19 protein-coding genes are annotated in these 15,344 nt (G+C 67.6%); 8 read left to right on the plus strand and 11 right to left on the minus strand.

The window, feature by feature from the left end:
- Positions 1 to 93: 93 nt before the first annotated feature.
- Entirely contained in the window at positions 94 to 612 is a 519-nt protein-coding gene (locus tag ACMX37_RS05375; RefSeq protein ID WP_483147857.1) for a hypothetical protein, read from the plus strand.
- A 25-nt stretch (positions 613 to 637) separates the two neighbouring features.
- On the opposite strand, the gene ACMX37_RS05380 is transcribed toward ACMX37_RS05375, so the two are convergent.
- From ACMX37_RS05380 to mgtE, 5 genes are read right to left on the minus strand one after another with little or no spacing between them, the layout of a single operon-like run.
- Positions 638 to 1,030 (minus strand): DUF1489 family protein, encoded by a 393-nt coding sequence (locus ACMX37_RS05380; RefSeq protein WP_088914773.1) that lies wholly within the window; start codon positions 1,028 to 1,030, stop codon positions 638 to 640.
- Between the two features lie 31 nt (positions 1,031 to 1,061).
- Positions 1,062 to 2,435 (minus strand): aromatic ring-hydroxylating dioxygenase subunit alpha, encoded by a 1,374-nt coding sequence (locus ACMX37_RS05385; protein ID WP_483147858.1) that lies wholly within the window; start codon positions 2,433 to 2,435, stop codon positions 1,062 to 1,064.
- Positions 2,432 to 2,926, minus strand: a complete 495-nt coding sequence (locus tag ACMX37_RS05390; protein WP_483147859.1) for a nuclear transport factor 2 family protein — start codon at positions 2,924 to 2,926, stop codon at positions 2,432 to 2,434. The genes ACMX37_RS05385 and ACMX37_RS05390 overlap by 4 nt, the downstream gene beginning before the upstream one ends.
- Positions 2,923 to 3,681, minus strand: coding sequence for a glucose 1-dehydrogenase (locus tag ACMX37_RS05395; RefSeq protein WP_483147860.1), 759 nt, complete (start codon positions 3,679 to 3,681; stop codon positions 2,923 to 2,925). The genes ACMX37_RS05390 and ACMX37_RS05395 overlap by 4 nt, the downstream gene beginning before the upstream one ends.
- Before the next feature lie 33 nt (positions 3,682 to 3,714).
- On the minus strand, positions 3,715 to 5,163 hold the full coding sequence (mgtE, locus tag ACMX37_RS05400) for a magnesium transporter (RefSeq protein WP_088914769.1): 1,449 nt from the start codon (positions 5,161 to 5,163) through the stop codon (positions 3,715 to 3,717).
- Positions 5,164 to 5,265: 102 nt separating this feature from the next.
- Here mgtE and ACMX37_RS05405 point away from each other — a divergent pair, with 102 nt between their 5' ends.
- Complete coding sequence (locus ACMX37_RS05405) at positions 5,266 to 5,727, plus strand: peptidylprolyl isomerase (protein ID WP_483147861.1); 462 nt, start codon at positions 5,266 to 5,268, stop codon at positions 5,725 to 5,727.
- Between the two features lie 78 nt (positions 5,728 to 5,805).
- The gene (gene miaB / locus ACMX37_RS05410) at positions 5,806 to 7,170 is read left to right on the plus strand and encodes a tRNA (N6-isopentenyl adenosine(37)-C2)-methylthiotransferase MiaB (protein WP_483147862.1); all 1,365 of its coding nucleotides are present in this window, start codon (positions 5,806 to 5,808) and stop codon (positions 7,168 to 7,170) included.
- Positions 7,171 to 7,236: 66 nt separating this feature from the next.
- On the opposite strand, the gene ACMX37_RS05415 is transcribed toward miaB, so the two are convergent.
- Positions 7,237 to 8,055 (minus strand): hypothetical protein, encoded by an 819-nt coding sequence (locus tag ACMX37_RS05415; protein WP_483147863.1) that lies wholly within the window; start codon positions 8,053 to 8,055, stop codon positions 7,237 to 7,239.
- A gap of 213 nt (positions 8,056 to 8,268) precedes the next feature.
- On the opposite strand from ACMX37_RS05415, the gene ACMX37_RS05420 reads away from it, so the two are divergent.
- From ACMX37_RS05420 to ACMX37_RS05440, 5 genes are all read left to right on the plus strand, one after another.
- On the plus strand, positions 8,269 to 9,312 hold the full coding sequence (locus ACMX37_RS05420) for a PhoH family protein (RefSeq protein ID WP_483147864.1): 1,044 nt from the start codon (positions 8,269 to 8,271) through the stop codon (positions 9,310 to 9,312).
- 15 nt (positions 9,313 to 9,327) lie between these two features.
- Positions 9,328 to 9,711: a hypothetical protein gene (locus tag ACMX37_RS05425; RefSeq protein ID WP_483147865.1), complete on the plus strand. Its 384-nt coding sequence runs from the start codon at positions 9,328 to 9,330 to the stop codon at positions 9,709 to 9,711.
- Between the two features lie 98 nt (positions 9,712 to 9,809).
- On the plus strand, positions 9,810 to 10,289 hold the full coding sequence (gene ybeY / locus ACMX37_RS05430) for an rRNA maturation RNase YbeY (protein ID WP_483147866.1): 480 nt from the start codon (positions 9,810 to 9,812) through the stop codon (positions 10,287 to 10,289).
- Between the two features lie 26 nt (positions 10,290 to 10,315).
- Positions 10,316 to 11,245, plus strand: a complete 930-nt coding sequence (locus ACMX37_RS05435; RefSeq protein ID WP_483147867.1) for a hemolysin family protein — start codon at positions 10,316 to 10,318, stop codon at positions 11,243 to 11,245.
- Positions 11,246 to 11,340: 95 nt separating this feature from the next.
- Positions 11,341 to 12,225 (plus strand): LysR substrate-binding domain-containing protein, encoded by an 885-nt coding sequence (locus ACMX37_RS05440; protein ID WP_483147868.1) that lies wholly within the window; start codon positions 11,341 to 11,343, stop codon positions 12,223 to 12,225.
- On the opposite strand, the gene ACMX37_RS05445 is transcribed toward ACMX37_RS05440, so the two are convergent.
- From ACMX37_RS05445 to tsaB, 5 genes are all read right to left on the minus strand, one after another.
- Complete coding sequence (locus ACMX37_RS05445) at positions 12,222 to 13,082, minus strand: lysophospholipid acyltransferase family protein (RefSeq protein WP_483147869.1); 861 nt, start codon at positions 13,080 to 13,082, stop codon at positions 12,222 to 12,224. The genes ACMX37_RS05440 and ACMX37_RS05445 overlap by 4 nt on opposite strands.
- Entirely contained in the window at positions 13,075 to 13,497 is a 423-nt protein-coding gene (locus tag ACMX37_RS05450; RefSeq protein WP_088915625.1) for a Fur family transcriptional regulator, read from the minus strand. The genes ACMX37_RS05445 and ACMX37_RS05450 overlap by 8 nt, the downstream gene beginning before the upstream one ends.
- Positions 13,498 to 13,632: 135 nt before the next feature.
- The gene (locus tag ACMX37_RS05455) at positions 13,633 to 14,082 is read right to left on the minus strand and encodes a Ros/MucR family transcriptional regulator (protein WP_483147870.1); all 450 of its coding nucleotides are present in this window, start codon (positions 14,080 to 14,082) and stop codon (positions 13,633 to 13,635) included.
- 116 nt (positions 14,083 to 14,198) lie between these two features.
- Positions 14,199 to 14,642 (minus strand): GNAT family N-acetyltransferase, encoded by a 444-nt coding sequence (locus ACMX37_RS05460; protein WP_483147871.1) that lies wholly within the window; start codon positions 14,640 to 14,642, stop codon positions 14,199 to 14,201.
- Positions 14,643 to 14,671: 29 nt separating this feature from the next.
- Positions 14,672 to 15,298 carry a tRNA (adenosine(37)-N6)-threonylcarbamoyltransferase complex dimerization subunit type 1 TsaB gene (gene tsaB / locus ACMX37_RS05465; RefSeq protein WP_483147872.1) on the minus strand — a complete coding sequence of 209 codons (627 nt, stop codon included), beginning with the start codon at positions 15,296 to 15,298 and terminating at the stop codon, positions 14,672 to 14,674.
- Positions 15,299 to 15,344 lie beyond the last annotated feature (46 nt).

A 15,344-nucleotide genomic window follows, 5' to 3' on the forward strand; every position in this document is an offset into this window, starting at 1 on the left:
CCCATGTCAGCGCCCCTTTGCGCCGTTCCCTGCAAGCCGGTGTCACGCGCCCCGCCATCCGGCCGGACGCTCCATTCCAGCAGGAGAACACCCATGTCCAAGGTTTCCGCCATTTTTGACAGCCACGCCGAAGCCGAGCGCGCCGTGCGCGACCTGCGGATGCTCGGGATCGGCGATCACGACATGTCGGTGATCGCCCACCACAAGGGCACCACCACCACACGCTCTGGCGACGGCGACGTGACCGACGAGGACCATCGCAACGTGCTGCGCGGCGTGCTCGGCGGCGGGGCGCTGGGCGCGGGGCTGGGCGTGGCGGCGCTGGCCATCCCGGGTGTCGGCCCGCTCGCCGCGGCCGGTGCCATCGCGGCCGCCGCCGTGCCGGAAGCAGTCGGCGTCGGCGCGGTGCTCGGCGCGATCGGCGGCACGCTCAACGAAACGCTCACCAAGTACGGCGTGAGCGACGAGGACGCGACCTATTACAACGACCGCATCAAGGATGGCGGCGTGGTGGTGACGGTCGAGGATATCGGCGTCGACGAGGAAAAGCTGCGCGAGGTGCTCTACCGCAACGGCGGGCACAACGCCTCGCGGGCGCGCGGCGTGGCCTGATCGGAAGCAGGGGTGGCCTCGGGATCTATACGAGCCCCAGCCGCTCCAGCTTCATCGCCAGCCTGCCGGGGAGGGCATCGCCGATGTCCTCCCCCTCGGCCACGTCCCTCGGGGCCTTGTCCTCGGTGAGGTAGCGCCAGCCTTGATGCGCGCGCTTGGGCTGGGTGTGGACGCGGATCAGGCGCGGTTCGAGCACGATATCCCAGCGGCCATCATCCGTCTTCTCGAACCCGAGGATCGGCGAGCGCGCGACGATCGCGTGATTGATGATCCAGTAGAGCGATCCGCCGATACACTCCGCATGGCGCGTCGGGCGATTGCGGGTGGTGAGCGCGATGGCCTCGCGGCCCTCATACCAGCTTTCGAGATGCGCATAGCTTTTCGCCCCGAAGGCGATCTTGGTCAGGTGAAGCGGCATCCTGCGGCTTTCCGGCACCCGGCGCCGGGAGTCAACGGGCGAGGTATTCGTCGAGCGTCAGGTGCAGGCGGCGGATGCGCGCCTCCTGATAGTTCCCGAGCGTCTGCGCCCCTTTCCGCGAGGCCTTGGCCCCGTCGCGCTGGAGCTTGAGGTTCTCGGTGTCCTGATCGAGGATCTCCGCGAGCGCAAAGCCGGGGACGGTGGTGTAGCTGTCCTCGACGCCGAGCCGGACCGGGGTGGCGGGCGGCGGGCGCTCGCCGGAGGCGGGGAGGGGCTGCAACACCAGAATCTCGTGGAGGCATTCGTCCGGCCCGAGCGGGCGGAAGCGGTAGCATAGGCGGATGCCGATGCCCGGGAAAAAGAAGGCATTGGGGAAGAGGAAGTACTCGATCGAATCCATCATCTCGCTGGTGGAGACGCTCGACAGATCGGTGCCGAAAGCCGCGCCCAGTTCCTCGCGCAACAGCCGTGCGTGCTCGGCGCGGGCCTTGGCGCCCTCCGGCAAGGCGGCTGGATCGCGGCCGAGCTTGCCGAACAGCGTCGCCTCGCTGACCTCCTGCCTGAGGTGGGGCGAGGGTACGCCCACGGCATGGATGAAGCGCGAGACGTGCTTGCCGAAGATGTCGTATTGCGCATTGGCATCGGCGGCAGTGTAGACCGCCTGCGCATGGGTCTCGAGTACGTGGAAGGCCTCGAGAAACGCCTCCATCGCCATCTTCCAGTTGGCGGGCAGCACCTTCTCGGTGTGGAGGGCGACATAGCGGTCGTGCATCGGCCAGAGCTTGAAATGCTCGGGCATGACCTCGAGCTGCTCGGCCAAGGGCGGCGGGTCCGCGCCCATATGGATGAAGACGAACCCGCCCCATGTGTCGCAGGCGACCTCGTCGAGGCCGAAATTGTCCTCTGACACATGCGGGAAGTCCCAGCGGCAGGGGATTTCCCGCAAGGAGCCGTCGAGGTTCCAGCTCATCCCGTGGAAAGGGCAGCGGATATGCGCGCGCCGCACCCCGCGCGAGGCTTCGCTTGCGAATTTCATCCCCCGGTGCGGGCAGGAATTGACGAAGGCCCGGATAGCCATGTCGGCCCCGCGCACCACCAGCACCGAATGGTGACCGACATCGTAGACATAGCGGTCGCCGGGGTCGGGGATGTGCTCCTCGCGGCAGGCCCATTGCCACACGTCGGGCCACAGGCGCTCCATCTCGCGTTCGTGGAAGGCCGGATCGGTGTAGCGGGCGAAGGGCAGGTCTTCATCGCCGAGGAAGGTATAGGCCTGCTCGCGCATCGCGGCGGGCGGATTGTCCCCGTCCACATCGAGGATGTCCTGCATCGAGGGGCCGGGGCAGCGCGCCTCTCCCGGCGCGAGTGCGGGGTCGGACGGGGCGGTGAGATCGGGCCTGCTCACCGCATCGCCTCGCGGTCGTAGAGCGAATCGTCGGGCTTGCGCTGACCCATGATGAAGGGGGTGGCTGCGACCATGCCGTCGGTCGCGGGATCGTCACGCACCCAGTCGACCAATTCGGAGCGGTAGGCGATCTTCCAGACCCCTTCGCGCCTTTCGTAGCGATCGACGTAACGCCCCGCGATGAACAGGTCGCGCGGGGCGCCGCTTTCGTCGAAGACGCGGTGGTAGGCCTGGTAGTAGACCTCGCCATAGGCCTCGTCCGGTCCGGCGAAGTCGATCAGGTGCTGGCCGATCAGGTGGTGGTTGCGCTCGTGACCGGCGAGCATGGTCATGCAGAAGGCCGCGAAGTCGGCGGGCGCGCCGGAGAACACCCCGTATTCGCACCGCGCCTCGGGCCAGAACTGCGCCGCCAGCAGCGCGCGATCGAGCCGGTCGAGCCCGCGCATGTAGAGCGCGGCGAGATCGATGATGGCGAAGCGGTCCGAGCTCATGCGATGCTGAGGCCCCCGTCGACGATGAAGGGCGCGCCGGTGGCGAACCTGCTTTCGTCGCTGGCGAGGTAGACCACGAGGTGGGCGATATCCTCGACCTCGCCCATCCGGCCGATGGGCTGGGCGATGGAGAAGGCGGCGCGGGTGGCATCGGGGTCGGGCGTTCCCGCGATCACGCTCTCGACATTGGGGGTGAGGATCGTCCCCGGCTGGACCGAGTTCACCCGCACCCCGTTCTTCTCCCGCGCGCAGTAGAGCGCGATCGACTTGGTGAGCGTCACCACTGCCGCCTTGGCGGAGTTGTAGGCGGCAAGGTCGGGCGAGACCTTGTTGCCCGCGGCGCTCGAGAAGTTGACGATCGACCCGCCGCCGCCCTTCGCCATCAGCGGGATTGCCGCCTTGCAGCCCATGAAGATCGAATCGACATCGACGGTGTAGCAGCGGCGGAAATCCTCCGGCGAGATGTCGGCGATCGAGCCGAAGACGGTGATCGCGGCGTTGTTCACCAGCACGTCGAGCCGCCCGTGTGCCTGTTCGACCTCGGCGATCACTTCCTGCCAGCGCGGCCAGTCGGTCACGTCCTGCCGGATGTAGCCGCAGCCCAGCTCAGCTGCCGTGGCGCGGCCCGCGGCCTCGTCGATATCGGTTATGATCACCGTGGCGCCCTCGGCCAGCAGCGCCTTGGCCGACGCCTTGCCGAGCCCCATCGCGCCGCCTGTCAGCAGCACCACCTTGCCTGCCACCCGTCCTGCCATCGCTCTCTCCCCGCTGTGTTTCGGGGGAGGCTATCAGCCGACCAGACCGCTCACCACTGCCAAACTGAGGAAGACCAGGAAGCCCATCGAATCGGTCGTCATGGTGACGAAGATCGACGAGGAGATCGCCGGGTCGGCCTTGAGGCGTTGCAGCACCAGCGGCACGCACACGCCCGCGATGCCGGCGATCATAATGTTGCACAGGATCGCCGCCCCGATCACGCCGCCCAGCAGCGGATTGCCGAAGAGCACCGCGACAATGCTGCCGAGCACCACCGCGATGCTGGCGCCGTTGAGGGCCGCGATACTGAGTTCGCGCCGGATCGCGCGGGAGGTGTTGGCGTCTGTGAGCTGGTTGGTGGCGATTGCGCGCACCGTTACCGCGAGGGTCTGCGTCCCTGCATTCCCTCCGATCCCCGCCACGATCGGCATCAGCACCGCAAGCGCGACCATCGTCGCGATCACGTCCTCGAACTGCGCGATAACGGTCGAGGCAACCGAGGCGGTCACGAGGTTCGCCAGCAGCCAGCGCACCCGCGCCTTGTAGGAATCGACGATCGGCTCGTTGATGTCCCCGTCGCCCGCGCCCGACAGCAGCAGCGCGTCCTCGCCCGCCTCTTCGGAGATGATGTGGACGATGTCGTCGACCGTCATCTGGCCGACCAGCCGCCCGCTCTCGTCCACCACCGCGGCCGAGATCAGCGCGTATTTCTGGAACATCAGCGCGACCTCTTCCTGATCCATCGTCACCGGTATCAGGGTCTGGTCGCGTTTCATCACGTCGGTCAGCTTGACCGAGCGCGGGGTGGTGAGAATCCAGTTCAGGGCGCAGGTGCCGACCGGATGGTGCCGCTCGTCGATCACGAAGACTTCGAAGAAGTCATGCTCCAGATCGCCGGCCTCGCGCAGGTAATCGATCAGATCGCCGACCGTGAGATGTTCGGGCACCGCCACGAAGTGTCGGCTCATCAGGCGCCCGGCGGTTTCCTCGGGATAGGCGAGCGCGCTCGAAACCGCCTCACGGGTCTCCGGCTCGAGCTCGGCCATGACGGCGCGCTGGTCGTCCTCGTCGAGGTCCTCGATGAGCTGCACCGCGTCGTCGGTGTCGAGCTGCTCGGCGATGGTGGCGACCGCCTGCGCGGGCAGGGCCTCCATCAGGTCCTCGCGCACGTAGTCGTTCAGTTCCGCGATGACGTCGCTCGTCATCAGGTCGCTGATCGCGGTCGCCAGCTGCGCGCGTTCCGAACGGTCGAGCAGCTCGATCAGGTCGGCGATGTCGGCCGCGTGCAGCGGCTCGACGAGATCGTAGACCGCGCCCTTGTCGCCCGCATCGAGGGCATCGCGCACCGCGCCGACGTAATCGGCTTTCAGGCGGTTCTCCTCGTCGTGGCGCTCGTCGTCGACCCGGTCGTCCGGACGCACCTCGACCTCGCCGGAATCGGCGATCAGGAGATCGTCTTCGGGGATGCGGTCGTCGGCCATGTCGGCGGTTTAGGCGGGGAGGGCGCAAAAGCAAGGCTGGAGGGTGACAGGGGCGACATGGCTGCTAAAAGCGCGGGCAAATTCACGCAGGAGATACCCCAGATGGCCGAAACCCTCACCTTCACCCTCGACAACGGCACCGGCGAACACGGCGATGTCGTCATCCGCCTGCGCCCCGACCTCGCCCCCGGCCACGTCGCGCGCATCACCGAACTGGCGCAGGAAGGCTTCTACGACGGGGTGATCTTCCACCGCGTGATCGCCGGCTTCATGGCGCAGGGCGGCGACCCTACCGGCACCGGCATGGGCGGCAGCGACAAGCCCGACCTTCCGGCCGAGTTCAACGCCGAACCCCACGTCGAAGGCGTGTGCTCGATGGCCCGCGCGCAGAACCCGAACAGCGCCAACTCGCAGTTCTTCATCTGCCTCGACGACGCCCGCTTCCTCGACAAGCAGTACACCGTGTGGGGTCAGGTGATCAGCGGCATGGAACACGTCCATGCCATCCCAAAGGGCGAGCCGCCGCGCGCGCCGGGGAAGATCGTCAAGGCGACCGTCGCCTGAGCGGCAGCATCGCATTGCAGGTTCCGGAGGGGCGGCTTCGGCCGCCCCTTTTCGTTGAATCGCGGGGCGCTTGGCGCTATGGGCGCGGCCTTCATGAAACCGCAAACGCCCCCCCGGACCTACAGGGTCAAGAGCTTCGGCTGCCAGATGAACGTCTATGACGGCGAGCGCATGGGCGAGCTGCTGGGCGAGCAGGGGATCGTGCCCGCGCCCGAGGGGGAAGAGGCCGACCTCGTCATCCTCAACACCTGCCACATCCGCGAGAAGGCGGCGGAAAAGGTCTATTCGGACATCGGCCGGCTGGTCGCGGCGGGCAAGGAAGCAGAGGCTCAGGGCGGAAGGGCCCCGCTGATCGCGGTCGCGGGCTGCGTTGCACAGGCCGAGGGCGAGGAAATCATGGCCCGCGCCCCAGCGGTGAGCATCGTGGTCGGCCCGCAGGCCTACCACCGCCTGCCGGAGATGCTCGACAAGGCCACGAAGGGCGAGCGCGCGACCGACACGGACATGCCCGCCATCGCCAAGTTCGACGCGCTCCCGCAGCGCAAGAAGCGCGGGCCGAGCGCCTTCCTGACGGTGCAGGAAGGCTGCGACAAGTTCTGCACCTATTGCGTGGTGCCCTATACCCGCGGGGCGGAAATCTCGCGGCCTTTCAGTCACCTTGTCGCCGAAGCGCAGAAGCTGGTCGAAGCGGGCGCGAAGGAGATCACGCTGCTCGGCCAAAACGTCAATGCGTGGTCGGGCGAGGACGAGATGGGGCGGCGGATCGGCCTTGGCGGGCTGATCCGGGTGCTGGCCGGGATCGAAGGTTTGGAGCGTATCCGCTACACCACCAGCCATCCCAACGACATGGACGAAGACCTCATCGCCGCGCATGGCGAGGTCGCCAAGCTCATGCCCTATCTGCACCTGCCCGTGCAGGCCGGGAACGACCGGATCCTCAAGGCCATGAACCGCCAGCACACGGCGGAAAGCTACCTCAGGCTGATCGAGCGCTTCCGCACCGTGCGCCCCGACATCGCGCTATCGGGCGACTTCATCGTCGGCTTTCCGGGCGAGACCGAGGCCGAATTTGAGGACACCCTGAGCATCGTGGACGAAGTCCGCTACGCCGCCTGCTTCAGCTTCAAGTATTCCCCGCGCCCTGGCACGCCTGCGGCGACGATGGACGGCCAGATCGCCCCGGAGGTCATGGACGAGCGCCTCCAGCGCCTCCAGCAGCGCATCGGCCACCACCAGTATGCCTTCAACCAGGCGAGTGTCGGCAAGACCTGCACCGTGCTGGTCGAACGCACCGGGCGGCACCCCGGCCAATGGCTCGGCAAGTCGCCGTGGCTGCAATCGGTGTGGTTCGAGGGCGATCACGCGATAGGCGATCTGGTTGAAGTCACGCTCGCAGAAGCTGGCCCCAACTCCCTGAAAGGCCAAGTTCCCGCGCTGGCCTGACCGCTATGCGGCGACTGCCGCACGGGCGATGTCGTGATAGACCCGGGGCGCCGGGCGCAATGGCCCCTAATTCCCGTCCTTTACCGCCGCAGCGGCCAGCACCTCGTGGGCGAAGGCCGTGCGGGGCAGGGTGTAGAGGGCCCGCAGATAGGCCCGGTCCGACGCGGTCCATTCGCGTGGCGCTTCGGCCGGGGTGACAAACATCGAGAGGATGGTGCGCGGCGCCAGCGCGGCATCGGGCGCCACTTCCGCCGTCGGCGCGAGCAGGCGCAGGGTGGCGTAATCGGCGAGCTGGACCGGGCTGAAGCCGCCGATCGCACGCTCCTCGAACACCACCATCGTCGTCAGCAGGTCTTCCGGCGTGCGCAGGACCGAGCGCTCGCTGGTCCAGTTGTCGCCGCTCGTCGAGACCCCGAAATCCGCATCGCCCTCGCCGATCCGCGGGGTCATCTCGACCGCCTGGAAGACATAGGCCGGATCGCGGGCGGCGAGGGCGGCGTCGATCTCCTTCTCGCTCATCCGGCGGAACAGCTTGCGGCCGCCCTCGCGGACAGCCTGCATCTGTGCGCGGGCATTGTCGGTGAAGCTGACCAGCGCGTTGGGCGAGCAACCCGCGCTGCGGGTGCGGACCCCGGCGGCGCTGGCATTGTCGATGATCCGCCGGGCGACGACCCGCGCGAAGTCCTGGTCCTCGGCAGCAACCACGAGGCACAGCGGCGAGCGCAGCTTGGCGAGCGGGCGGCGGTCCTCGGGATGGCCGGCCACGGTCCGGACGAGCGCCAGCGAAGACGCTTCGGGTGGTCCGCTTTCCGTCGTTGCGCTGGCGTGGAGCGGGACAGCGGCGAGAAAGCTTCCGGTGGCGAGAAATGCGAGGGCGAGTCTCATCGGAACATCCTTTCGCAAGAAAAATCAACATTCTGGCGCTGAACTGCCGATGAACGCAGGGCCATCGCAAGGCGGTCCCCGGGCGGGGCGGATGGCACTTCGATGACTTTCCACCACCATCTCGCCGCAGGCGGCTTGCCAAGCCGTGCGGGCGACTTACCTTCGCGACTCAAGGACCGGGGGATTGTCCCCGGTCCTTAGCCAAAGGAACCTATGGGCCGACGACCCTCCCGTGCCGGACACCCGGCGCTCTCGCCAGATCCGCGCGGCATTCCGGCACCCCGGCGCGCGCGAGTCGATCTGACCTTCGAGAACCAGGCCCTCTTGGGCCCGCTGTTCGGGCAGTTCGACGCCAATCTGGTGCAGGTCGAGAACCGGCTGGGGGTCTTCATCCATGCGCGCGGGCATCAGGTGGTGATCGAGGGTCCGGAGGACGACGTCGCCCGCGCTCGCGAGACCCTGAAGACCATGTACGACCGGCTCGCCCGCGGCGAGGCGCTCGATAGCGGCGCGATCGAATCGATGATCGCCATGTCCGCCGAACCGACGCTCGAAGGGATCATCGCGGGTGATCAGGGCGCCCCCCCGATCATGATCCGCACGCGCAAGAAGACCATCGTCCCGCGCTCGGCGACGCAGATCGAATACATGCGCGCGCTTGCCCGCGACGACATCATCTTCGCATTGGGCCCGGCGGGGACGGGCAAGACCTATATCGCGGTGGCGCAGGCGGTAAGCCAGCTCATCACCGGCTCCGTCCAGCGCCTGATCCTCTCGCGCCCGGCGGTCGAGGCGGGCGAGAAACTGGGCTTCCTGCCGGGCGACATGAAGGAGAAGGTCGATCCCTATCTGCGCCCGCTCTACGACGCCTTGAACGACTGCATGCCGCCCGAGCAGGTCGAGCGCCGCCTCGCCAACGGCGAGATCGAGATCGCGCCCATCGCCTTCATGCGCGGACGCACGCTGGCCGACAGCTTCATCATCCTCGACGAGGCGCAGAACACCACGCGCGAGCAGATGAAGATGTTCCTCACCCGCTTCGGCCAGAACAGCCGGATGGTGATCTGCGGCGACCCGCGGCAGGTCGACATTCCCGGCGGGCCGAGGATGAGCGGCCTGAACGACGCGGTCGAGAAGCTCGAGGGCGTCGAAGGCTTCGGCACGATCCGCTTCACCTCCGCAGATGTGGTGCGCCACCCGATCGTGGGCCGCATCGTCGAGGCCTACGAGGGCAAGGACGAGGGCGAGGGGGGCTAGCGCGGAGCGGCGGCCGTGCTGACGGCTGCATGGTTCGTGCTGCTCGCCGCCGCCGCGTGGCTGGTGTGGGCCGGCCTGCTCATGACCTTTCGCCCGGCCAGCGCGCTTGACCTCCTGAGCCGCACCGCCACGACCTTTCGCATCAACGCGATCGAGCAGGTACCCCGGCTGATCGCCGGCGCGGCGATGATCGTGCGCGCCGATGTGTCGCGCTTCCCGCAATTCTTCGCCATCGCTGGAGTGTTCGTCGTCGCCAGTTCGGTGGTGCTGCTGGTCATCCCGCTGCGCTGGCACAACGGCTATGCGCTGTTCTGGGCGAAGCGCATCCCTTTGCCCCTGGTGCGGTTCATCGGCCCGCTGTCGGTGCTCGGCGGGATCGGGCTGATCCGCGCGGCCTAGGAGCCCGGGCCCCCCTGTCCGGCTAGCAGCGGCTGCGGCGAAGCGGCGCAAGGACGCGGCTTTCCCCCGGCGGGGATTCCGCGCTAAGGCGGCCGGCCATGGACCTCGACATCGACATCGAAGACTGGCCTGCGGGCGCCTGGGAGGCGCTCGCCACCGCCGCCGCCGCCGCCGCGGGCGAGGGGGAGCCGCTGCTTGCCAACCCTCGCCTCATCGCCAGCGTGCTGTTCACTTCGGACGCGGAGGTCCACACCCTCAACCGCGAGTGGCGCCAGCGCGACAAGCCGACCAACGTGCTCTCCTTCCCGATGCTGGAGCGCGAGGAACTCGAAGGCCTCGCCCCCGACGGTCCCCCGGTCATGCTCGGCGACATCGCACTCGCGCACGAAACCTGCGCGCGCGAGGCGGCGGAGAAGGGCGTCACGCTCGAAGCCCACGCCACCCACCTCATCGTCCACGGGCTGCTCCACCTCGCCGGTCACGACCATGTCGAGAGCGACGAACAGGCCGAGGCGATGGAGGCGCTGGAGACCCGCATACTTGCCAAACTGGGCATCGCTGACCCATATGGCGCCTGACGCAACAAGGAGCCCTTCGCAAGGCCATGGCCGATTCCCATTCCTCCACGTCTCAATCGGGAGACGCGGACAGTAGCAGCGGGCTGTGGCCTGCTCTGCGCAAGATCCTGAGGCTCGAAGGCGCGCGGTCCCTGCGCGAGCAGCTCGAGGAAGCGATCGACGAGCACGAGGACGAGAACGGCGGCTCCGGAAGCGACGAGGGCTCCGGCACACGGGGCGATCTGTCGCGCGTCGAGCGGCAGATGCTGCGCAACCTCCTGCACTTTTCCGAACACGATGCGGACGATGTCGCGGTGCCGCGCGGAGAGATCATCGCGGTCGAGGCCGGGATCAGCTGGGACGAAATGGTCGCGGCCTTTTCCGAACACGGCCATTCGCGCATGCCGGTCTACCGCGAGACGCTCGACCACGTGATCGGGATGATCCACATCAAGGACATCTTCCCCTTTCTCGCGAACGGCACGCCGCCGCCCGCCGACTGGACGACGCTGATGCGCCAGCCGCTCTACGTGCCCCAGGCGCGTGGGGCGCTTGACGTGCTCGCCGACATGCGCACCCAGCGCGTGCACCTCGCGATCGTGCTCGACGAGTTTTCGGGCACCGACGGGCTCATCACCATCGAGGACCTGGTCGAGGAGATCGTCGGCGACATCGAGGACGAGCATGACGAGGCCCCGCAGGAACTGATCTCCCCCATCGGCGAGGGCATGTGGGACATCGACGCCCGCGCCGAACTCGACGACATCGCCGAACGCATCGACCCGCGCCTTGCCGATGTGGAAGAGGCAGTCGACACGCTGGGCGGGCTCGCCTTCGTGCTCGCCGAGGCGGTGCCGCCGGTCGGCACGGTGCTGGAGCACCCGAGTGGCTGGCGGATCGAGGTGACCGCGGGCGACGAAACCCACGTCACAAGGCTGCGGCTGCATCCTCCCGCGACCGAGGAAGACGTGCAGTAGGCGCAACTTTTCGCGTATCCACGAATTTTTTCTTCGATTTTTTGCATCCGAATTGCGGTTTCGGGCGTATCTCCCTCCACTCAAGGAGAGAGTTCATGCCTGCACGTCGTCTTCCCCCCCTGCGCGCGCTCGAAGCCTTCATGCGCACCGTGCGGCTCGGTTCCGCCCGCGCGGCGGCGGAGGAGATCGGCCTCAGCCCCTCGGCGCTGTCGCGGCGGATCAGCAATCTCGAGGAATTCGTCGGCAAGAAGCTGTTCACCCGCGCGCGCCAGTCGATGCAGCTGACCGACGAGGGGCAGGCCTTCTACGAGGCGGTCAACCCGCACATGGAGGCGCTCGCCCGGGCGGTGGAGAGCCAGTCGGACAATATCGCCCTGCTGCGCCTGCGCCTCGGCGTGCTGCCGATGTTCGGCAGCCAGCGGCTCTTCCCGCGCCTCGGGGAGCTGAGGAAGCGCCACCCGCTGCTCCACATCGACATCGACACCGCGCCCCATCTGGAGGACCGGGTCGGCGACACGCTCGATGCCGCGATCATCCTCTCGCGCGGGCCGGCGAGCGGGCTGCACGCGGTGCGGCTCGACCACAATCTCGTCCACGCGATCTGCTCCAAGGACACCGCCCGCGCCATCGGACCCGACATCACGCCTGAAGTGATGTCGAAGCAGACCTTCCTCATCCACAACGAACTGCCCGAAAGCTTCATGGCGTGGAAGAAGGCCAACGGGCTCGACACGATGGATCCGGCGGCAATCGACCACTATGACTCGGGCGCGCTGATGCTGGAAGCGGCCGCGCAGGGGCTCGGCATCGCGATCATGCATGATGATCACCTGCGCCGCGCCAACGACAACCGCCTCACCAACCTGCCGGGCGTGCCCGTGGAGAGCCCCTATTCCTACTGGTTCGTATGCAAGCCCGTCGCGCTGGAGAGCCGCCCGGTGCGGATCTTCCACGACTGGCTGGTGCGTGCAGGGCTTTAGTCCGCTGCCTCGGTCTTCGCCTGATAGCGCACCGGGGGCACCGTGTGCGCGAAGGGGCGCAGCGGGCGGCCGAGGATCTCCACCAGCGCCTCCTCGATGCGGCGGCGCGATTCCTGGCTGATCGCCTTGCGGCCCTTGAAATCCTCGGGGCTGAACGGCTCGAGATAGTGCAGCGCGACTGTGAAGGTGCCCTTGCGCGACAGCACCCGCTTGGCGTTGTTGAGCCCGCCTTCCTCTCCGATCCAGCCGATCCATTCGGCGACGGTCCCGTAATCGACGATCACCGGCTGCACCAGCACGCCGGGCGGGGGCGGTTCGAGCACCGAGAGCATCGAGGTCTTGAACGGCAGCAGCGACTGCCCATCGGTGGTGGTGCCTTCGGGGAAGACCGTCACCGACCAGTTGTCGACCAGCGCCTCCTTCAGCGCGTTGATCTGTTCGGCCACGCCCATGCGGTGCTCGCGCTTGACGAAGACCGTGCGGTTGAGGCTGGCGAGCCAGCCGACCACCGGCGCCTCGGCCAGTTCAGCCTTGGCGACGAAGGCCGTCCCGCTCGCCCCCGCCAGCGCGAGGATGTCGACCCATGAGACGTGGTTGGCGACGAAGAAGACGTCGCGCTTGAGGTGCGTTCCGTGGACTGTGACCCGCGCTCCGCACACCCGCGCCGCATAGCGCAGGAACAGCATCGGGAAGGGCGAACCGTAGGAGACGGTGCGGTAGAGGTAGTGGAGCGGCACGAAGACGACGATCAGCGCGATCAGCGCCAGCGCGCGCGCGACAATCCGCAGCCAGCCGGCCGCGGAGACCGGTGTCGTCTCCCCGCGCGCGGCGGCCTGCCGCAGCTCCCAGTCAGTCATTGCGCGACAGGCGCACGCCGTAGAGCTCCATGCGGTGATCGACGAGGCGATAGCCGAGCCGTTCGGCGATCTGGCGTTGCAGCGCCTCGACCTCGGGGTCGACGAATTCGACGACCTTGCCGGTCTCGACATCGATCAGGTGATCGTGATGCGCCTCGGGCACGGGTTCGTAGCGCGAGCGGCCGTCGCCGAAATCGTGGCGGTCGAGGATGCCGGCTTCCTCGAACAGGCGCACGGTGCGGTAGACCGTGGCGATCGAGATGCGCGGGTCGATCGCGGCGGCGCGGCTGTGGAGCAGCTCGACGTCCGGGTGGTCGTCGCTTTCCGAAAGCACCTTGGCGATCACCCGGCGCTGTTCGGTGATGCGCAGGCCCTTTTCGGCGCAGAGTTGTTCGAGGTCGATTTTCTGGGTCAAGGAAAGCTCCATCGCCAGGCGCGGCGCTCCATCCGGATGCGACCGCCCGAAAGCATTGCAGCCCCACCCCTACAGGGACGAGGCTGCATGCTCAAGCGGGCCGTCCACCCTCTCAACAGGGCGGCGGGGTAAGGATTACGCGCCCTTGCGAGGGCGGCGGGCCTTGGGCGCGGTCTCGCCGGGCTTGCGGCCGAGGCCGATTTTCTTGGCGAGGTCGCGGCGCTTTTCGGCATAGTTGGGGGCGACCATCGGATAATCGGCCGGAAGACCCCAGCGCGCCCGGTATTCCTCGGGGCTCATGTTGTAATTGGTCCGAAGATAGCGCTTGAGCATCTTCAGCTTCTTGCCGTCTTCGAGGCACACGATGTAATCGGGCTTGACCGAATTGCGCACCGCGACAGCCGGCTGGGGCTTGGCTTCTTCGACCACCGGCGTCTCGCCAAGATTGGCGAGGGCAGCGTAGACGTTGGTGATGAGTCCGGGCACGTCGGCGACCGCGACATCATTGTTGCTGACATGGGCGGCAACAATGTCGCTGGTCAGCGTGATAAGCGTTTCTTTCATATCCATTTCCAGATTGTCCATGAGTTCCTCACTGGCGTCTTTTCGCTCGCGCCGGTTACTGCGCCATGAACTACGGCGACTAGGTTGGCAACTAGGTTGCTTTGCTTGTTCACGGAAACGGGATGAACCGCAGGTAACTAGATCGAACGTGCGAAAGTAATCGCGTCGATTCGATCCCCATTGGCCATGCGGTAATAGTTTCGCCGCTCGCCGATCGGTTCGAAACCGAACTTGCGATAGAGGTGTATCGCCGGATTGCCGCGCCGCATTTCCAGAAAGACGCGCTCAGTGCCCCGGCCCCGGGCGGCGGCGAACAGGTGCTCGATCAGCGCCGCGCCGATGCCGCGCTGCCGGGCAGGCGGCACGACGGCGATCAGCAGCAGTTCCTCTTCGTCGAGCACGTGGCGCGTCAGCACGAAGCCTGCCGCGGCAGGTTCCGGACCCGCGCTTTGGGGGATCGGGGTGCCGGTGGCATCGACCACAAGCGCATGGGTGCTGGGGAGGGTCAGCGCGTCGGCGACCTGGCGCCGGTTCCAGGCCTCGCCATAGGCAGGATCGAAGGCCGCCTCCATCACCGACATGATCCGGTCGAGGAGGTGCGGGCAGGGCGTCATCCGCGCACCCGTTCAGCCATCGGGGTGGCATCGGGTCCGCGCCCGTAGATCGGCGCCAGCACGGGCGTGAGCAGCGCCTGCGGCAGCAGCGGCACGGCAGCGGCGTCGGGAAGGAGGTCGAGCACCGTTGCTGCAGAGCCGTTCCCAGCGAGTGCAGCCGCACGGTTGCCCGCCACCACCGCCGCCCGGGCGCGGTTGGCCGCGGCCTCCGGAGTGAGCGAGGCGGCCTCGCCCAGCGGCAGTCCGTCAGCTCCGAAATCGGCGACGAACCATTCGCCATGCCCGCCGTTGACGCAGACGGTGACCGGTTCGCCCGGAGAGGCGGCCTGCGCCCGGGCCGCGATCAGCGCGAGGGTCGGGTAGCCCAGCACCTCGGCGCCCCAGGCAAAGCCGAGCGCGCGGGCCGTCGCAAGGCCGATCCGCACGCCGGTGAAACTGCCGGGGCCGAGGCTGACCAGAATGCGCTCCGCCCGGCCCTTTTCCGGCAGGGCGGCGATCATCGGCACCAGCGCTTCGGCATGGCCGCGGCCGATTACCCGGTGATCATGCGCGACAATGCCATCGCCCTCGAACAGGGCGATGCTGCACGCCTCTGAGGCTGTTTCGATCGCGAGCACCCGCATGGGGTCCGCCCTGCCTCAGCAACCCGTCGCAGGCAAGCGGCGATAC

Source organism: Porphyrobacter sp. THAI-01a (assembly GCF_056868655.1).

Excerpts from the sequence above, each read along its gene's own strand:
- ACMX37_RS05390 (WP_483147859.1), bottom strand. The coding sequence starts at position 2,926 with ATGAGCTCGGACCGCTTCGCCATCATCGATCTCGCCGCGCTCTACATG.
- ACMX37_RS05445 (WP_483147869.1), bottom strand. The coding sequence starts at position 13,082 with ATGACTGACTGGGAGCTGCGGCAGGCCGCCGCGCGCGGGGAGACGACA.
- ACMX37_RS05420 (WP_483147864.1), top strand. The coding sequence starts at position 8,269 with ATGGGCCGACGACCCTCCCGTGCCGGACACCCGGCGCTCTCGCCAGAT.
- ACMX37_RS05405 (WP_483147861.1), top strand. The coding sequence starts at position 5,266 with ATGGCCGAAACCCTCACCTTCACCCTCGACAACGGCACCGGCGAACAC.
- mgtE (WP_088914769.1), bottom strand. The coding sequence starts at position 5,163 with ATGGCCGACGACCGCATCCCCGAAGACGATCTCCTGATCGCCGATTCC.
- miaB (WP_483147862.1), top strand. The coding sequence starts at position 5,806 with ATGGGCGCGGCCTTCATGAAACCGCAAACGCCCCCCCGGACCTACAGG.
- ybeY (WP_483147866.1), top strand. The coding sequence starts at position 9,810 with ATGGACCTCGACATCGACATCGAAGACTGGCCTGCGGGCGCCTGGGAG.
- ACMX37_RS05395 (WP_483147860.1), bottom strand. The coding sequence starts at position 3,681 with ATGGCAGGACGGGTGGCAGGCAAGGTGGTGCTGCTGACAGGCGGCGCG.
- ACMX37_RS05455 (WP_483147870.1), bottom strand. The coding sequence starts at position 14,082 with ATGGACAATCTGGAAATGGATATGAAAGAAACGCTTATCACGCTGACC.
- ACMX37_RS05435 (WP_483147867.1), top strand. The coding sequence starts at position 10,316 with ATGGCCGATTCCCATTCCTCCACGTCTCAATCGGGAGACGCGGACAGT.
- ACMX37_RS05440 (WP_483147868.1), top strand. The coding sequence starts at position 11,341 with ATGCCTGCACGTCGTCTTCCCCCCCTGCGCGCGCTCGAAGCCTTCATG.
- ACMX37_RS05375 (WP_483147857.1), top strand. The coding sequence starts at position 94 with ATGTCCAAGGTTTCCGCCATTTTTGACAGCCACGCCGAAGCCGAGCGC.
- ACMX37_RS05460 (WP_483147871.1), bottom strand. The coding sequence starts at position 14,642 with ATGTCGGTGATGGAGGCGGCCTTCGATCCTGCCTATGGCGAGGCCTGG.
- tsaB (WP_483147872.1), bottom strand. The coding sequence starts at position 15,298 with ATGCGGGTGCTCGCGATCGAAACAGCCTCAGAGGCGTGCAGCATCGCC.
- ACMX37_RS05415 (WP_483147863.1), bottom strand. The coding sequence starts at position 8,055 with ATGAGACTCGCCCTCGCATTTCTCGCCACCGGAAGCTTTCTCGCCGCT.
- ACMX37_RS05380 (WP_088914773.1), bottom strand. The coding sequence starts at position 1,030 with ATGCCGCTTCACCTGACCAAGATCGCCTTCGGGGCGAAAAGCTATGCG.